The organism is Reyranella sp., assembly GCF_965227665.1.
Lineage (GTDB): Bacteria > Pseudomonadota > Alphaproteobacteria > Reyranellales > Reyranellaceae > Reyranella.
Window position 1 is genome coordinate 4764787 of sequence record NZ_OZ245767.1, and the last position, 18041, is coordinate 4782827.

Below are 18041 nucleotides of genomic sequence, written 5' to 3' on the forward strand. Positions count from 1 at the left end.
GTCAATTGGCGACCCGGATGCCCAGCATGTCAAGCAGCCTCCGCCAGCGGATGAGATCCGTGGCAAGACGTACCGAGCATTCGTCGGGCTTCGTTACGCCGACGATTACGCCATATTGTGTCAGCTGGTCCCGCACATCGGGGCGTTCGACGGCGACAGTCAGTTGGCGGTTCCAGGCCGCAACGAGGGGCGCCGGCAGGGCCGGCGGTGAAAAGAAGGCATACCAGTCGATGAGCTGGAGATTGGGGAAGCCCAGTTCCACCACGGTCGGCACGCCCGGCAGAACGGGATTTTGCGCCGGTCCGGAGGTGGCAAGAATCCTGAGCCTGGCACCGCGATGCTGGTGGACGAACGATGCAAGTCCGCCGCAGCCGGCGGGAATGCGCCCGGCGTCGAGATCGGCTGAAAGCGGGCCCGTGCCGCGGAAGGGCACGGGCTCGAGATCAACGTCGTACTGCCGTCCCAGCAGCTGGGCAAAATACTGCGAGAAGGTCTCCGGGGCGGCCGTGCCGAAACGACGACGCTCGGGCGGACCGTCCTTCGCCCATTGCATGTATTCCGCCATTGTTCGAACGCCGATCGAAGGCGACACGCAGAACGCCGTCTCGAACGTACCGATGATGCCGAGGGGCGCGATGTCGAGCATGGGATCGATCGGGCTGATCGCAGGCGACGTAAGCCGTCGGATCATGACGGTGCTCGGAAGCATTCCGATGATCGAGCCATCAGGTGCCGCGTTCTTCAGGGATTCGACCATGGTGAGGCCCCCGCCACCCGAACGATTCTCGACCGAGACGATGCGGCCGGTGCGTTGCTGGAGGGCGGGCGCAATGGTGCGGGCTACGATGTCGGCACCGCCGCCTGCAGCGTAGCCGACCATGATCCGCAACGCGCGCTGGGGCAGCGAGGACTGCGCGGACGCCGGAATCGGCAGGAAAGCCGCTCCTGCGGCGGTCAGGAGGGAGCGGCGTCTCGGGGGCAGCCTCACTTTACGCCGGCCTGCGAACCCTGGATCGGCTTACTCGGCCTGCTGGCTCCCGCCATCGGTCTTGGCAGGCCGAAATGATCTCGCAATGTCGTGCCTTCATAGGCGGTGCGGAACAGCCCGCGCTTCTGGAGGAGCGGCACGACTTCGGCCACGAAAAAGTCGAGCATCGACGGGAGCAGGGGCGGCATGAGGTTGAAGCCGTCGGCGGCGCCGTCGTTGAACCAGTCTTCGATCAGGTCGGCGATCTGTTCGGGCGTGCCGGCGGTGGTGAAATGGCCGCGCGCACCGGCGAGATAGGCGAGCAGCTGACGCAGCGTGAACTTCTCTCGCCGGACCAGTCCGACGATCACTTCGGTGCGGCTCCGGGCGGCCTGGACGGTGCCGGGGTCTGGAAAGTCCTCGGCCGTCAGCGGGCGGTCGAGCGGCAGATGCGAGAAATCGTGGCCGCCGAAGCGGCCGCTCAGCCGCTTGCGCCCGACTTCGGGGTCGGTGAGTTCGTTCAGCTCCTTGGCGAGCCGCGTGGCCTCCGCTTCGGTCGAGGCGATCACGGGGCTGAGGCCGGGCAGGATCAGCACATGCTCCGACGGACGACCTTCGGCCGCAGCAAGAGTCTTCAGGTCAGCATAAAATTCCTGCGCGGTGCCCTTTTCCATCTGTGCGGTGAACACCGCCTCGGCATGGCGGGCGGCGAAGCGCCGGCCGGTATCGGACGAGCCTGCCTGCACGAAGACCGGCCGACCCTGCGGTCCGCGCGGCATGTTGAGTGGCCCGGCGACGCGATAATACTTGCCCTCGTGATTGATCGGCGCGATGCGATCGGCCCGCGCATAGTGGCCGCTCGCGCGGTCGTCGAGCACGGCGTCGTCGGCCCAGCTGTCCCACAGTGCCTTGGCGACCTGCACGAACTCCTCGCCACGCTCGTAGCGTTCGTCGTGGCTCACCAGGCCCGCGCCGCCGAAGTTGCGCGCGGCCGGCGCCAACCAGGAGGTGACGATGTTCCAGCCAACCCGGCCGCCGCTGATATGGTCGAGGGAGCCGAACTGTCGCGCGAGATTGAACGGCTCGGAGTAGGTGGTCGAGGCCGTGGCGATGAGGCCAATGCGCTGCGTCGAGCCGGCGATGGCGGCAAGCGCCGTGATCGGCTCGAGCCAGGTGCTGGCGGCGTGCGCCACGGTGTCGGCGAGTGCCAGCTGATCGGCCAGGAAGATCGAATCGAAAAGGCCAGACTCGGCGCGTTGCGCGAGGTCCCGGAAATACTCGATGTCGGTCAGCGGGAGTGGCGAGGAGTCGGGGTGCCGCCACGAAGCTTCGTGATGGCCCCGACTCTGGATGAAGAGGTTGAGGTGGAGCTGTCGCTTCATCTCCTCACTGTGCAGCCGGTGCGTAGACCGATGCAAGCTGGCGCGACACGAGTCGCGCATAGAGACCGCCGCGCGAAACCAGCGCGGCGTGTATTCCACTTTCCGCAACGCGGCCCTCGTCGAGGACCACGATCAGGTCGGCATCGCGTACCGTCGACAGACGATGCGCGATCACGATGGTCGTGCGGTCGGCCTTCAGCACGTCGAGCGCACGCCGCACCGCCTGTTCGTTCACCGCGTCGAGATGCGAGGTCGCCTCGTCGAGGATCAGGATCGGGGCGTCCTTCAGGAAGGCGCGCGCGATGGCCACGCGCTGGCGCTGGCCGCCGCTCAGGCTGGTGCCGCGCTCGCCGACGGCTGAGTCGAGACCCTGCGGCAGCGTGGCGACCAGCTCGCCCAGCGACGCATGCTCGATGGCGGCCAGCAGCTCGGCCTCCGTCGCCTCGGGCCGCGCGATCAGGATGTTGGCGCGCAGCGTGTCGTTGAACAGGTAGGTATCCTGCGCCACGAGCGCCACGAGGCCACGCAGCTCGTCGAGCTTGTAGTCGCGCAGGTCCGTGCCGTTCAGCGTGATGCGGCCGCTGTCGGGGTCCCAGAAGCGCATCAGCAGCTGCGCTGTCGTGGTCTTGCCGGCACCCGACGTGCCGACCAGCGCCACGGTCTTGCCGGCGGGGATGGCGAAGCTGACGTCCGACAAAGCGCGCCGCGTCTGGCCGGGATACGTGAAGTTCACCTGTTTCAGCGCCAGTGCCGCCGCCCCTCGTGCGGCGGGCACGCCACGGCCGTCGCGCACCGGGATCGGCTCGTTGGCCAGCGCATAGACGCGCCGCGTGGCGCCCAGCGTGTCGGCGAGCTGGCGGCCGATCTGGGCGATCTCCGAGACTGGCAGGAAGGCCGACATGGCAAGGATGGTCATCAGCGGCAGCAGGCCGGGATCGAGCGTGCCGCGCGAGGCGAGGACGGCGCCGACCACGACGATGGCGAGGCCGCCCAGGCCCGTCAGCACTTCGAGGATCGCGTGCTGCATCGTGAGCTCGCTGAAGAAGGGCAGGCGCAACGCGATGTGGCGGTCCGACAGCTCGTCGAGCTTGTCGCCGCGCGCGCGCTCCTGCTGGTTGGCCACGATCTCGCCCAGACCCTGTACCGAATCGACGGCAAAGGCGCCGAGCTCGCCGGCGGCTTCGCGCGCCTGGCTGCCTAACCGGTCGACCCGCTTGCGCATCAGGAACGGGCTCAGGCCGACGGCCAGCAGGAACGGCACCAGCGTGATCGCCAGCCAGCCACTGGTCATGGCCAGCGCGATCACCACGGCGGCGGGGATGAGGATGGCCACGAAGGCCGGCGCCACCGTGTGGGCGAAGAAATACTCGACCAGCTCGATGTCGTTGGTGGCCAGCGCCATCAGGTCGCCGGTACGACGGCGTGTCAGATAGGCGGGCGCCAGCGCGTCGAGCTTGCGGAACGCATCGATGCGCATCTCGGCCAGCAGGCGGAAGGCCATGTCGTGCGCCAGCCAGGATTCGAACCAGTGCAGGATGCCCGAGACGGGCGCCAGGACGGCCAGCGCGATGGCCAGGCCGCCATAGGGTTCGTGGTTCTTGAGCGCCAGCACGATCAGGGCGGAGAGCACGCCGATGCCGATGAACGAGACGACACGCGCCACGCCCAGCACGAAGGTGGCGGTGAGCTTGCCCTTCCAGGGCATGATGACCTTCATCAGCGCCACCACGACCTGATACCAGGTCAGGCCCTCGGCCTTGATGATGCCTTCGGTAACGGGCTTCAGCGCACCGCCCGAGGTGCTGGCGATCGTCTCGGCGCGCTGGGGTGCCGCGAGCGCATCGAGCGTGACGTCGGCCTGCTGCTCGCGCGCCTGTTCGGCCATCAGCTGCGCATAGACGCCGCCCTGGCTCATCAGCGCGGCGTGCTTGCCCTGTTCGGCGACATGGCCGCGGTCGAGCACGAGGATGCGGTCGCAATCGATGACGCTCGACAGGCGGTGCGCGAGGATGAGCGTCGTGCGGCCCTGCATCAGACGGTCGAGCGCTTCCTGGATCACGGCCTCGTTCTCGGCATCGACGGCGGAAAGTGCCTCGTCGAGCACCAGGATCGGCGTGTCGCGCAGCAGCGCGCGGGCGATGGCCACCCGCTGACGCTGGCCGCCGGAGAGCTTGATGCCCTTTTCGCCGATGATCGTCGCGTAGCCCTGCGGCAGGCTCTCGATGAAGTCGTGGATGTTGGCGGCCCTTGCCGCGTCCTCCATCTCTTCACGTGACGCGCTGGGCCGGCCGAGGCGGATGTTCTCCTCGACGGTGCCGTGGAACAGGAATGTGTCCTGGTTCACCACCGAGATCAGCGAGCGGATCTGCGCAAAGGACAGCGTGCGCAGATCGTGGCCGCCCAGCAGGATGCGGCCCTGATCGGGATCGTAGAAGCGCAGCAGCAGGCGCACGATCGACGACTTGCCGCCGCCCGAGGAGCCGACGAGGCCCAGCCGCTCGCCCGCGGCCGCCGTGAAGTTCAGCCGCTCGTGCACGGTGCGACGCGTGCCGGGATAGGCGAAGCGCACATCCTCGAAGGCGATCGTCGGGGCCAGCAGCCCATCGAGACGGGCTGGCGCCGGGTCGATCACCGACGGCGTGTCGTCGAGGATGCGATAGATGCCCTGGGCCGCCGAGAGACCGACCATGCCCTGGTGCAGCACCGAGCGCAGCTCGCGCATCGGCCGGAAGATCTCGATGCCCAGCATCAGGATGACCAGCAGCGCGGTGAGCGTCATCGCTCCCGACTCCACGCGTGAGGCGCCGTAGATCAGCGCCGCGGCGGCGCCGCCCGCGATCGAGGTATCGGTGATGCCGCGCGCCAGCGAGTTGGTGCCGAGCACCCACATGGTGCGGCGGAAGAGATCGCGCGCCTCGACTTCGAGCTTGTCGGCGCGCGCCTTGCCCTGGCCGAATGCCTTCAGCGTCGCCAGGCCCTGGATCGAATCGAGGAACTCGGCAGCGAACGACTTGTAGGCCGTCATGCGCGCGATCGAGGCGCGCACGTCCCACTTGTGCCAGAGCGCGGGAGCGAACAGCGCGACCAGCGCGAAGCCCAGCATGACCAGCGCCACCGGCAGGTCGATGAAGGAGATCACGGCGAAGATCAGAAACGGCGTCAGCAGCGCGATCAGGAATTGCGGCAGGAACTGCCCGAAATAGGTTTCGAGCTGCTCGACGCCGTCGATCATGGACAGCGTGAGGCCGCCGGAGCGCTGCCGGCCGACCGTCGCCGGGCCGAGGGAGGCGACCTTGTCGTAAAGGGTTCGGCGCAGCGCCTTCTGGACCCGGGCGGCCGTCTCGTGCGCCAGCACGGCGCGCCAGTGCTCGGCCACGCCGCGCAGCACCATCACCCCGGCGATCAGCAGGATCGGCAACACCAGTTCCTGCAGCGGCCGCCCGACGAAGATCTGTCCGATCAGCCAGCCGAGCAGACCGAGCCGCGCGATGCCGCAGCCCACGCCCAGGAGGCCTACGGCGACGGTGGCGGCGATGCGGGCACGCACGCCCTTGGTGAAGACGAGGAGGCGGGGTTCGATGTGCATGATGCGATGCTAGGGCGAACACCCGTATTCGTCAGTCCACATTTCGGAAAGCGCACTGTACATTTCTGAACATGGACAAGAACTGGGACGATCTCCGTATTTTCCTGGCCCTGGCGCGCGGCGGCACCCTGACGACGGCGGCGAAGGCGCTGGGCGTCAGTCATCCCACGGTGTCGCGCCGCGTGCAGGCGCTGGAAAAGCAGATCGGCGCGCGCCTGTTCGACCGGCTGCCCGATCGCTTCGTGCCCACCGGCGCGGGTGAGGAGCTGCTGGCCGACACCGAGGCGATGGAGAAGGCGGCGCAGTCGATCCATCGCCGCAGCGCCGGCCTCAGCGACACGGTGAGCGGCACGGTGCGGCTCTCGGCGGAGGAGGCGACCGCTGCGCTGATCGCCCGCTACTCCGCCGAGCTCAGGCGCAAGCTCACTCAGATCGAATTCGAGGTGGTTTCGAGCCATACGCTGGCCAACCTGTCGCGCCGCGAGGCCGACCTCCTGATCCGCGAGCAGGTGCCGGAGGTCGGGGGCATCGTCGCGCGCAAGCTGGGACGGCTGGCCTACGCGGTCTATGCCGCGCGCGATTTTCCCGTAAAGCGGTCCACCCCGGCGGCGCTGGCGGCGCTACCCTGGGTCGGCTTCGACGACGACCATCTGCGGATGCAGGGGCAAAGCTGGTTATTGGACTTTCGCGGCGGGCGCCGTCCGGAGATTCGCGGCAACAACTGGCTGGTGCTGCACGACGCGGCCCGCACCGGCGCCGGCCTCGCCGTGCTGCCCTGCCATCTCGCCGATCCCGACCCGCTGCTGCGCCGGATCGGCGGCATCATCCCCGAGGTCTTCGCCGACCAATGGCTGCTGGTCCATCGCGACCTGCGCGCGCTGCCGCGCGTGCGCGCCGTGATGGATGCGGTGATCGACCTGTTTCATCGCGAGCGTCCGTTGCTCGAGGGTCGAACTCCTTCGTCCGCGAAAGATGCCGCGACGTCCTGACGGGACTGCCAGCCCCTTGTGCTGCCGGTCGTTTGGGCCAACGATATCGAAAAAGTCGCGCCACTGGAGTGGCGCGCCTCCAGCGAGGAAACCATGAAGACCATCGTACTTGCTTTGGCTTTGAGCGCGGTTGCCGTCGGAGCAAACGCTCAGGAGTGGGTGCTGCCGATGGCGGCGAAGCCGGAGGATGTCGGACTGTCGTCGGCTCGGTTGAAGCGCATCGAGGCAGTGACGCAGAAGCATGTCGACGACGGGCTGGTGCCGGGCGTGGTGATGCTGGTGGCGCGACGGGGCAAGGTCGCGTGGGTCTCGACGCTCGGCAAGCGTGACGTCGCGCAGGGCGATCCGATGAAGGCCGATTCGATCTTCCGAATCTATTCGATGACCAAGCCGATCGTCAGCATCGCGGTCCTGCAGATGGTGGAGGAGGGGCGCCTTCAGGTCAGCGATCCGGTGGCCAAGTTCCTGCCCGAGATCGGCGGGATGAAGGTCGCGCAGGAGAAGACCGCCGCCGACGGCACGCACTCGCTGCTGCTCTCCGATCCGGAGCGGCCGATGACGGTGCAGGACCTGCTGCGCCACACGTCCGGCCTGATCTACGGCGGCCGCGGCGCCTCGCTGGTCAACAAGGCCTATGTCGCGGCAAAGATCGGCGACCGGTCGATGAGCAACCAGGAATTCGTGGCCAAGCTCTCGACCCTGCCGCTGCGCTTCTCGCCCGGCGCCCGATGGGAGTACGGCGTTTCGACCGACGTGCTGGGACGTCTCGTCGAGGTCATCGACGGCAAGACCCTGGGCGAGTCGCTGTCGGAGCGCATCTTCAAGCCGCTCGGCATGGTCGATACGCAGTTCCAGGTGCCGGCCGCCAAGGTGGAACGCACCGCCCAGCCCGGGCCGCGTCCCGGCGGGCAGCCGATGACGCCGCGCTTCAAGGTCGACGATGGCGCGAAGTTCGAATCCGGCGGCGGAGGCCTCACCTCCACGATGAAGGATTACCTGCGCTTTGCTGCCATGCTGGCCAATGGCGGCGAGCTGAACGGCAAGCGCCTGATCGGCAAGCAGACCCTGGCCTTCATGACCGCCGACCATACCGGGACGCGGCCGGGCCGGCCGCCGGGATTGGGCTTTGGCCTGGGCTTCGAGGTCAGGACCATGACCGGCGAGGCGGCCCTGCCAGGATCGGTCGGGGAATATGGCTGGGCCGGCAATGCTGGGACGCTCTTCTGGGTCGACCCGAAGAACGAGCTGACCGCCATCTACATGGTCCAGGTGAGCGATCCCGACCGGGTGGCGCTGCGGAATCAATTCCGCACGATGGTGCAAGCCGCGATCATGGATTAGAAGGACCTCCTCCAGGGAGGGAGATACTTCATGATCCGTCGTTCGTTTCTGGCGCTGACCGGCCTGCTTCTGGCCGGTCCGGCGGTCGCCCAGCAGCCGCCGCTCAAGGTGGCGCTGATCTACAGCAAGACCGGTCCCCTCGAAGCCTATGCGCGGCAGACCGAGGCTGGCTTCATGCTGGGCCTGGAATACGCCACCAAGGGCACGATGGAAGTCGATGGCCGCAAGATCCAGGTCATCCTGAAGGACGACCAGTTCAAGCCCGACCTTGCCAAGGCCGCGCTCGAACAGGCCTATGGCGACGACAAGGTCGACATCGCCGTCGGCACCACCGGTTCGGCGGGCGCGCTCGCCATGCTGCCGATTGCCGAGGAGTACAAGAAGCTGCTAATCGTCGAGCCGGCCGTGGCCGACCAGATCACCGGCGAGAAGTGGAACCGCTACATCTTCCGCACCGGGCGCAACTCCACCCAGGACGCGCTGGCCTCCGCCGCGACCCTGAAGGACGAGAACATCAGCATCGCCACGCTCGCCCAGGACTATGCCTTCGGCAAGGACGGCGTCGCCGCGGTGAAGGCAGCACTTGCCGCGGTCGGCTCCAAGGCCAAGATCGTCCACGAGGAATATGCCCCGCAGGCCACGACCGATTTCACGGCGTCGGCGCAGCGCATCTTCGACGCGCTGAAGGACAAGCCCGGCCGCAAGGTCGTGGTCGTGGTGTGGGCCGGGGCCCATCCGCTGCCGAAGCTGATGGACCTCAAGCCCGAGCGCTTCGGCATCGAAATGGCGCCCGGCGGCAACCTGCTGCCGGTGATGGCCGGCTGGAAGCAGTTTCCCGGCCTCGAAGGCGCGATCTACTATTATTGGGGCTTCCCCAAGAACCCGGTGAACGACTGGCTGGTCACCGAATACAAGAAGAAGAACAACGGCGTGCCGCCGGACTTCTTCGTGGCCGGCGGCATGAGCGCCGCCATCGCGCTGGTCGAGGCGGTGAAGAAGGCCAAGTCGACGGACAGCGAGAAGCTGATCGCGGCGATGGAGGGCATGAGCTTCGAGACGCCCAAGGGCACGATGACCTTCCGCAAGGAAGACCACCAGGCCCTGCAGGAGATGTATCACTGGCGCATGAAGAAGGATGCGCCCGATAACGTCGACCTGCTCGAGCTGGTGCGCGTGATCCCGGCCAGCGAGATGACGCTGCCGATCAAGAACAAGCGCTAAGAGTTATAGGAGCGCGCCACTCCAGTGGCGCTCATGATCATGATGCGCCACTGGAGTGGCGCGCTCCTATAAAACCGATGCTCGAGACCAAAGACCTCACCATCCGCTTCGGCGGACACGCAGCCGTCGACGGGGTGTCGTGCGCCTTCGAGAAGGGCACGCTCACCTCGATCGTCGGCCCAAACGGTGCGGGCAAGACGACCTACTTCAACCTGATCTCCGGGCAGCTCCCGGCCACCTCCGGCCGGGTGACGCTGAACGGCGAGGACATCACGAACCTTGCGGCACCGCGCCGGACGCGGCTCGGCCTGGGGCGCGCCTTCCAGCTCACCAACCTCTTTCCCAACCTCAGCACGCTCGAGAACGTGCGGCTGGCGGTGCAGGTGAAGAGCGGCAAGGGCTACGACCTGTTCAGTCGGACCCTGACGCATCGCGAGCTGATCGATCGGGCGATGGCGCATCTCGCCGCCGTATCGCTGGCCGACCGCGCCCAGGCGGTCGCAGCGACCCTGCCGCACGGCGACCAGCGAAAGCTCGAGGTCGCGATCCTGCTGGCGCTGGAGCCCGATGTCTTCATGTTCGACGAGCCGACCGCGGGCATGAGCATCGACGAGGTGCCGACGATCCTCGACATCATCGCTGCCATCAAGAAGCGCGGCGACAAGACGATCCTGCTGGTCGAGCACAAGATGGACGTGGTGCGCTCGCTGTCCGACCGCATTGTCGTGCTGCACCAGGGCAAGCTGGTGGCCGACGGCAAGCCCGCCGAGGTCATCAATTCCGACATCGTGCGCGAGGCGTATCTTGGAGGCGCGGTCGATGCGTGAGCGTGCTTCAAGCATTCCTCCCCATTCAAATGGGGAGGTGGCCCGTAGGGCCGGAGGGGTCACCCTCTTCGGTGCCGCGCTTCTGACCCCTCCGTCGGCGTATGACGCCGGCACCTCCCCATTTGAATGGGGAGGAAAGCCTTGAGCGCGTTGCTCAGTCTCAAGGGCGTGCAGACGCATATTGGCCGCTACCACATCCTCCACGGCGTCGAGTTCGATGTGGCCGAGGGCGGGCTCACGATGCTTCTCGGCCGCAACGGGGCGGGGAAGACCACGACCCTGCGCACGATCATGGGCATGTGGCGGGCGGCGGCGGGCGAGGTCCGCTTCGACGGGCGCGACATCACCCATCTGCCGACGCCCGACATCGCGCGTCTCGGCATCGCCTACGTGCCCGAGAGCATGGCGATCTTCGCCGACCTCACCGTCCAGGAGAACCTGGTGCTGGCGGCGCGGTCGGGGCCGCCGGATCAGAAGCGGCTCGACTGGATCTTTTCGCGCTTCGAGGCGCTGAAGCGGTTCTGGACCCTGCCGGCGGGACACCTGTCGGGGGGCCAGAAGCAGATGCTGGCGGTGGCGCGCGCCATCATCGAGCCGCGCCGCCTGCTGCTGATCGACGAGCCGACCAAGGGCCTGGCGCCGGCCATCATCGCCAACATGATCGACGCCTTCCGCGAGCTGAAGGACGGCGAATCGACCCTGCTGGTGGTCGAGCAGAACTTCGCCTTCGCCCGCCAGCTCGGCGACTCGGTCGCCGTGATGGACGACGGGAAGGTGGCGCATCAGGGCAGCATGGCGGCCTTCGCTGCTGACTCGGCGCTGCAGCAGCACCTGCTTGGGCTCGGCATGGACACGCACCAATGAAACGCGACTGGCTTCCGCTGCTGCTCATCCCGGCGCTGATGATTGGCGCCCTGCCGCTGATCGGGTCGCCGGCGAGCTGGGTGACGCTCACCGTCGCAGGCCTGGCGATGGGCCTGATGATCTTCATCATGGCCTCGGGGCTCACGCTCACCTTCGGCCTGATGGACGTGCTGAACTTCGGCCACGGCGCCTTCATCGCCGTGGGTGCCTTCGTGGCGGCCAGCGTCATGCTGGCGCTGGCGCCCTGGATGACCGCCGATTCGATCTGGCTCAACCTCGCGGCCATCGGGCCCGCGGTGCTGGCGGCCATGGTGGTGAGCGGCGTGCTGGGCCTGGGCTTCGAGCGGATCATCGTGCGGCCGGTCTATGGCCAGCACCTGAAGCAGATCCTGGTGACGACCGGCGGTCTGATCGTGGCCGAGCAGCTCCTCAAGGTGATCTGGGGACCGGACCAGATCACGCTCAGCCGGCCGGCCGCGCTGCGCGGTGCTTTCCTGTTCGGCGAAGTGGCGATCGAGAAGTATCGCGTGCTGGCCGTCGCGGTCGGTCTTGTCGTGTTCGCCGCCCTGGCGCTGACGCTGAACCGCACCCGGATCGGCCTGCTGATCCGCGCCGGCGTCGAGAACGGCGAGATGGTCGAGGCGCTGGGCTATCGCATCCGCCGCCTGTTCGTCGGCGTGTTCGTCGTCGGCTCGGCGCTGGCGGGCCTCGGCGGTGCCATGTGGGGCCTCTACCAGGAGACGGTGACGGCGGCGATCGGGGCGCAGGTCGCCGTGCTGGTGTTCATCGTGATCATCATCGGCGGGCTGGGCTCGGTGGGCGGCTGCTTCGTCGGCGCGCTGCTGGTCGGGCTCACGGCCAATTACATCGGCTTCCTGGCGCCCAAGGTGGCGCTGGGCTCCAACATCCTGCTGATGGCGCTGGTCCTGCTGTGGCGGCCGCAGGGCCTCTATCCCGTGGCGAAGAGGTAGAGCCATGCTCCGCTCGATCCTGTCCGACGACCTGCCGCGCAGCCGCTGGCTGGCGCTGGCGCTGGTCGCCATCCTGGTCGGCCTCGCGGTGGCGCCCTTCCTGTTTCCGGGCGCCAAGTCGCTGAACGTAGCGGCCAAGATCTGCGTCTTCATCGTGCTGGCCGCCTCGTTCGACCTGCTGCTGGGCTATACCGGCATCGTCTCCTTCGCCCACACGATGTTCTTCGGCATCGGCGCCTACGGCGTCGCCATCTCGCTCACGCGCATGGGGGCAGGGTGGGATGCGGTCGCCGTCGGCACCGTGGCGGGGCTCGTCGTCGCCATCGTGCTCGCCACGGTGATCGGCCTGTTCAGCCTGCGCGTGCGGACGATCTTCTTCGCCATGATCACCCTGGCAGTCGCCAGCGCCTTCGCGATCCTGGCCTCCCAGCTCTCCGATCTCACCGGCGGCGAGGACGGGCTGAACTACCGGCTGCCGGCGGTGCTGCGCAGCTCCTTCTCGTTCGGAGACACGCTGTTCGGGGTGCGGCTGAACGGCCGGCTGCTCGACTACTACCTGGTCTATGCCGCGTCGCTGGGCCTGATCCTGGTGCTGCTGCGCATCGTGAACTCGCCGTTCGGCAGCGTTCTGATGGCAATCCGCGAGAATCCGTTCCGCGCCGAGGCGATCGGCTACCGCACCGTGGTCTACCGCACCATTGCGAGCTGCATCGCCGCCGCGACTGCTGCCCTGGCCGGCGCCCTGCTGGCCCTGTGGTCGAGCCAGACCAATCCCGACACGACGCTCAGCTTCGACATCATGGTCGACATCCTGCTGATGGTGGTGATCGGCGGCATGGGCACGATGTACGGCGCGGTGATCGGCGCGGTCCTTCTGGTCTTTGCCCAGAACTACCTGCAGGACCTGCTGGCGATCGCCAACAAGGCGCTGGTCGGCGTGCCGCTGCTGGCCAACCTGTTCCATCCCGACCGCTGGCTGCTGTGGCTGGGCGTGGCCTTCATCCTCTGCGTCTACTTCTTCCCCGCGGGCATCGTCGGCCGCCTGCGGCAGAAGCGCTAGGGAGCGGCGGCCGGAAACGGCTCGACATAGGTCTCGCCGCTGCGGCCATAATAGACGGCGCGCCGGCCCTGCATCGAGACGAGGTAGCCGACACAGCCGGCTGCCATGATCTGGCGGCAGAAGGTCAGGTACTTCGTCTTCCCGGCCTGGATCGCGCGGACCGCGGCCAGCACGCCGTCGGCCGAAAAGGCGGGGCCGGGCCGCGTCTCGACTGTCTGGGCGGTCACGCGATGGGACTGGCCGTCGGGCATGAAATAGGTGGTCTCTCCGCGCACCAGATCGGCGTGATAGCGCTCGACGCCCGCGCCGATGAGGCGGGCGACGACCTCGCCGAAGGCGATGCGCTCTTCGTGGGAGGCCCGGGTGCATTCTTCCATGACGGCGATGTCCATGGCTCAGTCCTACTCGGTGGGGATGGTCTTGAGATCGTGGCGGCGCACGATCTCCTTCAGCGCGTTCTCAAGCGCCGCGCGTTCGGCCGGTTCCAGATGGCCGAAGAACTCGGCATCGTTGCGGTCGGCCAGTTCTGCCAGCTTCGGCACCAAGGTGCGGCCGGCGTCCGTCAACGACAGCGTCTGCTGGCGCCGGTCCTCGGTCGAAGCGGTGCGCGCGATCAATTCCTTGGCAATCAGCCGGTCGGCCAGCTTGGAGATCGCCCCGCGGGTCATGCCCAGCCGGTCAGCCAGCGTGCTGGGCTGGATATCGGCGAGGTCGAACAGCTCGCGCAGCAGGACCCATTCGGCAACAGTAACGTCGCGTGCCTGCAGCTTGAGGCTGAAGGCGTGCGAGACGTGGTTGGACACGAAGCGCAGCCAGTAGCCCAGGTGGGTTTCGAGATAGGATGTCATATGTTGACTAGGAAACTATAGGGAAATGGTTTCTTAGTCAACTACTTCGCGCACGCATTTAGCTGCGCCCCGGCGATATCGTCGACCGGCGCAAACGAAATAACCGAAATAAACGAAATAGTCGAAACGGAGGGAGGCGTCCGGATCTGCGGTATCTGGATACCGCCGGAACCTGGAGTCAGACCGCTTATGACGCGCCACTTGAGCGCGGGGGTTACCCCGCGCGCAGTGGTGCGCCAAGGCAATGACTAAAGTTCGACCTGGCGGATGCCGCCGCGGGGACGGCCGGCCTCGATCTCCTGCCACAGGACCTCGTGACCCTGGGGCAGGGGGCGGTTGTTGCGCATGGTGAGCCAGAGGCGCAGCAGCATGCGGTCGTGGCCGCTCGAGGCGTCGTCCTCGAACGGCGTGCGGCCGTGATAGGTGACGTGGCTGTTGATGAGCTGGAGATCGCCGGGCTCGAGGGTCATCTCGAAGCAGAGTTCCTCGGCGGTCTTCATCAGCACGTCGATCGCCTCGCGCTGGGCGTCGGTGAGCTTCGGCACGCCGGGTGCCATCTGCGCGGCTTCGATGAAGGTCAGCGAGTAGTGCGACGTGAACTTGCCGTCGCGCAGGCCGAAGATCGGCAGCGGATAGGCGGTCTCGCGCGTCGTCGCCTCGCCGTCCTTCTGGGTGCCCTCCTCGCCGAAGCGGCTGCGCCAGTAGTCCTGGAAGAGCAGCTCGAGCAGGTCGGGCCGGCGCTCCAGCATCGCGTTGTGGATGGCGGGCGTCGAGGCAAGCTTGCTGACGCCGCCGGCGCGCGCCTGACGCACGCACAGCAGGGTCACGACGTCGGTGCGGTCGGTATGGAAGCGCAGCGCGCCGTTGGTCAGCGTGCGGGCGTAGGAAGAGAGGAAGGTCGAACCCTTCTCGTCCTTGGTCTCGCCGTAGGTGCGACCGACATGGGCGCCCTCGTCGCGGATGGCGCGCATCAGCTCGCCGGTGCGGTTCTGGAACACCGGGGTGCCGACATGCGTGCCGATGGCGAAGTAGAGGCGCCGTAGGTCGTCCTCGCTGTAGCGGTCCACCGGAATGCCGCGCAGTTTCACGATGCCGCTGCCATTCTCCAGCTCGTCGGCGATATCGTCGAACAGCTCGTCGAGGGTCGGCAGGTGGAAATCTTCGCGCGAAATCTCCGACCATTCCATGCCGCGCAGGCCCTTGAGGGCGGCATCGAGCTCCTCGACGCCATCTTGCGTCAGGGTGCGAATCCAGCGCGTGGAATTCTTGATGTCCTGGCCATGCCAGACGGAAGGACCGGTGAGGGGTGTGCGGCTGCTCATGAGCTTGAGACTAGCAGACCGCACGCCCGGTTGCTCAACTGTCAATCGGTCGCGCCGTTGGCGCGCGGGCTGGGAAAATTCCGCTGGTCGCTCATCCGCCGGGCGATCAGGGGAGCGGCTTGCGCATGTTGATCGAGGTCGGATTCTCGAAACCCGGATGGGCCTCGCGCGAGGTCTCGCGGTAGCCGAGCGCCTGGAACAGGCGCTGGTTGTCCGTGAGCACGATGCGCACCCCGAGGCGGACTCCGGAAAGGCCGCGACGGCCTGCCTCGGCCTCGACCGCGGCGATCAATCGCTTCGAAAGGCCCTGGCCGCGTGCAGCGGGCACGACGGAGAGGCGGCCGAAATAGAGGTCGCCTTCCATCTCCTCGACGAGCACGCACCCGAGCATCTGGCCGTTCCGCTCCGCGACGATCGCGTTGACGCCCCGTCCAAGTTCGGCGGCGATGGTCTGAGGCGATTCGCGGAAGGCGCCGGATTCCGGCACGAGCCTGCCGCGATACTGTTCGAAGGAGGCCGCGATCACGCTGGCGATCGCGGCGGCATCGCCGGCGGTCGCGGTGCGCAGGACGAGGGTGTCGCTCATGCGCACTTTCTCGCGTAGGCTCCGCGCAAAATCGAGAGGAATTCACGGATGGCCTTGATCACCTACCTGACCCGCATCCAGTTCGACTTCGGCGCGCTGAAGCTCCTGGAGGCCGAATTGCAGCAAATGGGCATGCGCCGCCCGCTGATCGTCACCGACAAGGGTGTCATCGCGGCTGGCCTGTGGGCCAGGGTCAAGGAACAGCTGCCCGGCAACATGCCGATCACGATCTACGACGAGACGCCGGAGAACCCGACCGAAGCCGCCATGCGCGACGCGCTCAAGATCTACAAGGAGGAAGGCTGCGACGGCATCATCGCCATCGGCGGCGGCTCGCCGATGGATCTGGCCAAGGCCGTCGCGCTGATGGCGACGCATCCCGGCCCGTCATTGCAGGCCTATTCGTTCGTCGAGGGCGGGGCGGGCAAGATCACCGCGGCCGTGGCGCCCATGGTCGCGATCCCGACGACGTCGGGCACCGGCAGCGAAGTGAGCCGCGGTGGCGTCATCATCATGGATTCGGGCCGCAAGCTCGCGATCGGCAGTCCTCACCTGATCCCGCGGCTGGCGCTGATCGACCCCGAGCTTACGATGAGCCTGCCGCCGCATCTCACGGCCGGCACCGGGATGGACGCCTTCACCCACAATATCGAATGCTACCTCGCCAACGTCTTCAATCCGCCGGCCGATTCGATCGCGCTGGACGGGCTGGAGAAGGCCTGGAAGTACGTCGAGCGTGCGACCAAGGACGGGCAGGATCGCGAGGCGCGCTACAACATGGCGGTCGCCGCCATGGAGGGCGCCATGGTGTTCCAGAAGGGGCTGGGCGCCGTGCATGCGCTCTCGCACCCGACCGGTGGCCTCAAGGGTTATCGCCTGCACCACGGCACGCTGAACGCCATCTATCTGCCGGCGGTGCTGCGCTTCAACGAGCCGGCGGTCGGCGACAAGTTCAAGCGCGTGGCGCAGGTGATGGGTCTGCCCGAAAGCGAAGCCAATGCCGACGGCGTGGCCAACGCGGTCTCGGCGCTCAACGAACGGCTGGGCATCCCGAAGGGCCTCGGTGCAGCGGGCCTGGCGCAGGACACGATCGAGAAGATCGCGGATGGCGCGATGGGCGACCATTGCCACCTCTCGACACCGCGCCAGCCGACCAAGGCGCAGTACATCGACCTGATCGAGCAATCGTGGGGCTGACATGAAGGTCAAGGGCAAGATCTGCGTCGTCACCGGGGCGGCGGGCGGCATCGGCGAGGCGATCGCGCGGCGCTTTGCGAAGGAAGGCGCCAAGGGACTCGTGGTGGCGGACAGGGATGCCGAACGGCTCGAGAAGGTCGCCAAGGACATCGGCGCCCTCGCGGTGGCGGGCGACATCGGCCAGGAGTCCGAGGTGAAGCGGCTGATCGCCGAGGCCGAGAAGAAGTTCGGCGAGATCGACATCTTCTTCTCCAACGCCGGCATCGGCCGCGGCGGACACGAGGATGCGACCGACAAGGACTGGGCCGATTCGTGGGCGATCCACGTCATGGCGCATGTCTATGCCGCGCGGGCGCTGGTGCCGCAGATGCTGAAGCGCGGCGAGGGCTATCTGCTCAATACCGCGAGCGCCGCCGGCCTGCTGGCCTCGATGGGCTCGGCGCCCTACGGCGTCACCAAGAACGCGGCCGTGGCGTTGGCCGAGCATCTGTCCATCCAGTACGGCGACCGTGGCATCAGGGTCTCCGTGCTCTGCCCGCAGGCCGTCGACACCAACATGCTGCGCATGGCCGGCGCGACGGCGGCCTCGGTCGACGGCGTGATCAACACCGACGCGGTGGCGCAGACGGTGATCGAGGCGATGGACGAGGAGCGCTTCCTGATCCTGCCGCATCCCGAGGTGAAGGAATACATGGTGCGCAAACTCGACCGCGACCGCTGGCTGCGCGGCATGCGCCGCCTGCGCGACAAGACGGGCGAGGGGCAGGAGAAGCGCTAGACTCAACTCAGATTCCTCCCCCGTCAAACGGGGAGGTGGCCCAAAGGGCCGGAGGGGGAAGGCCATGAGTCTGAACCTTTCGCCGATTCGAAATCTTCGTGT

General features: G+C 67.2%; 16 protein-coding genes. 9 read left to right on the top strand and 7 right to left on the bottom strand.

The window, feature by feature from the left end:
- Position 1: 1 nt before the first annotated feature.
- From ACO07I_RS23045 to ACO07I_RS23055, 3 genes are all read right to left on the bottom strand, one after another.
- Positions 2-880, bottom strand: a complete 879-nt coding sequence (locus tag ACO07I_RS23045; RefSeq protein ID WP_422011509.1) for a tripartite tricarboxylate transporter substrate-binding protein — start codon at positions 878-880, stop codon at positions 2-4.
- 104 nt (positions 881-984) lie between these two features.
- A complete protein-coding gene (locus tag ACO07I_RS23050; protein ID WP_422011511.1) occupies positions 985-2349 on the bottom strand; it encodes an LLM class flavin-dependent oxidoreductase in 1365 nt (454 codons plus the stop codon).
- A 4-nt stretch (positions 2350-2353) separates the two neighbouring features.
- Positions 2354-5935, bottom strand: a complete 3582-nt coding sequence (locus tag ACO07I_RS23055; RefSeq protein WP_422011513.1) for an ABC transporter ATP-binding protein — start codon at positions 5933-5935, stop codon at positions 2354-2356.
- A 71-nt stretch (positions 5936-6006) separates the two neighbouring features.
- On the opposite strand from ACO07I_RS23055, the gene ACO07I_RS23060 reads away from it, so the two are divergent.
- The 7 genes from ACO07I_RS23060 (at position 6007) to ACO07I_RS23090 (ending at position 13208) form a co-directional block, all read left to right on the top strand.
- Positions 6007-6924, top strand: a complete 918-nt coding sequence (locus ACO07I_RS23060) for a LysR family transcriptional regulator (RefSeq protein ID WP_422011515.1) — start codon at positions 6007-6009, stop codon at positions 6922-6924.
- Positions 6925-7017: 93 nt separating this feature from the next.
- Complete coding sequence (locus ACO07I_RS23065; RefSeq protein WP_422011517.1) at positions 7018-8265, top strand: serine hydrolase domain-containing protein; 1248 nt, start codon at positions 7018-7020, stop codon at positions 8263-8265.
- A gap of 30 nt (positions 8266-8295) precedes the next feature.
- Positions 8296-9486, top strand: coding sequence for a substrate-binding domain-containing protein (locus ACO07I_RS23070; protein WP_422011519.1), 1191 nt, complete (start codon positions 8296-8298; stop codon positions 9484-9486).
- Between the two features lie 77 nt (positions 9487-9563).
- Positions 9564-10313 carry an ABC transporter ATP-binding protein gene (locus tag ACO07I_RS23075; protein ID WP_422011521.1) on the top strand — a complete coding sequence of 250 codons (750 nt, stop codon included), beginning with the start codon at positions 9564-9566 and terminating at the stop codon, positions 10311-10313.
- A gap of 141 nt (positions 10314-10454) precedes the next feature.
- Positions 10455-11177, top strand: a complete 723-nt coding sequence (locus tag ACO07I_RS23080) for an ABC transporter ATP-binding protein (protein WP_422011523.1) — start codon at positions 10455-10457, stop codon at positions 11175-11177.
- Positions 11174-12148, top strand: a complete 975-nt coding sequence (locus ACO07I_RS23085; protein WP_422011525.1) for a branched-chain amino acid ABC transporter permease — start codon at positions 11174-11176, stop codon at positions 12146-12148. The genes ACO07I_RS23080 and ACO07I_RS23085 overlap by 4 nt, the downstream gene beginning before the upstream one ends.
- Positions 12149-12152: 4 nt before the next feature.
- Entirely contained in the window at positions 12153-13208 is a 1056-nt protein-coding gene (locus ACO07I_RS23090) for a branched-chain amino acid ABC transporter permease (RefSeq protein WP_422011527.1), read from the top strand.
- On the opposite strand, the gene ACO07I_RS23095 is transcribed toward ACO07I_RS23090, so the two are convergent.
- The 4 genes from ACO07I_RS23095 to ACO07I_RS23110 all read right to left on the bottom strand — a co-directional run bounded on the left by ACO07I_RS23095 (position 13205) and on the right by ACO07I_RS23110 (position 15964).
- Complete coding sequence (locus tag ACO07I_RS23095; RefSeq protein WP_422011529.1) at positions 13205-13600, bottom strand: DUF1398 domain-containing protein; 396 nt, start codon at positions 13598-13600, stop codon at positions 13205-13207. The genes ACO07I_RS23090 and ACO07I_RS23095 overlap by 4 nt on opposite strands.
- A 9-nt stretch (positions 13601-13609) precedes the next feature.
- The gene (locus ACO07I_RS23100; RefSeq protein WP_422011531.1) at positions 13610-14056 is read right to left on the bottom strand and encodes a MarR family winged helix-turn-helix transcriptional regulator; all 447 of its coding nucleotides are present in this window, start codon (positions 14054-14056) and stop codon (positions 13610-13612) included.
- Positions 14057-14304: 248 nt separating this feature from the next.
- Entirely contained in the window at positions 14305-15378 is a 1074-nt protein-coding gene (locus ACO07I_RS23105; protein ID WP_422011533.1) for a TauD/TfdA family dioxygenase, read from the bottom strand.
- Positions 15379-15484: 106 nt separating this feature from the next.
- Entirely contained in the window at positions 15485-15964 is a 480-nt protein-coding gene (locus ACO07I_RS23110; RefSeq protein WP_422011535.1) for a GNAT family N-acetyltransferase, read from the bottom strand.
- A 48-nt stretch (positions 15965-16012) separates the two neighbouring features.
- Here ACO07I_RS23110 and ACO07I_RS23115 point away from each other — a divergent pair, with 48 nt between their 5' ends.
- Positions 16013-17161: an iron-containing alcohol dehydrogenase gene (locus ACO07I_RS23115; RefSeq protein ID WP_422011537.1), complete on the top strand. Its 1149-nt coding sequence runs from the start codon at positions 16013-16015 to the stop codon at positions 17159-17161.
- A gap of 1 nt (position 17162) precedes the next feature.
- Positions 17163-17939 (top strand): SDR family oxidoreductase, encoded by a 777-nt coding sequence (locus ACO07I_RS23120; protein ID WP_422011539.1) that lies wholly within the window; start codon positions 17163-17165, stop codon positions 17937-17939.
- Positions 17940-18041 lie beyond the last annotated feature (102 nt).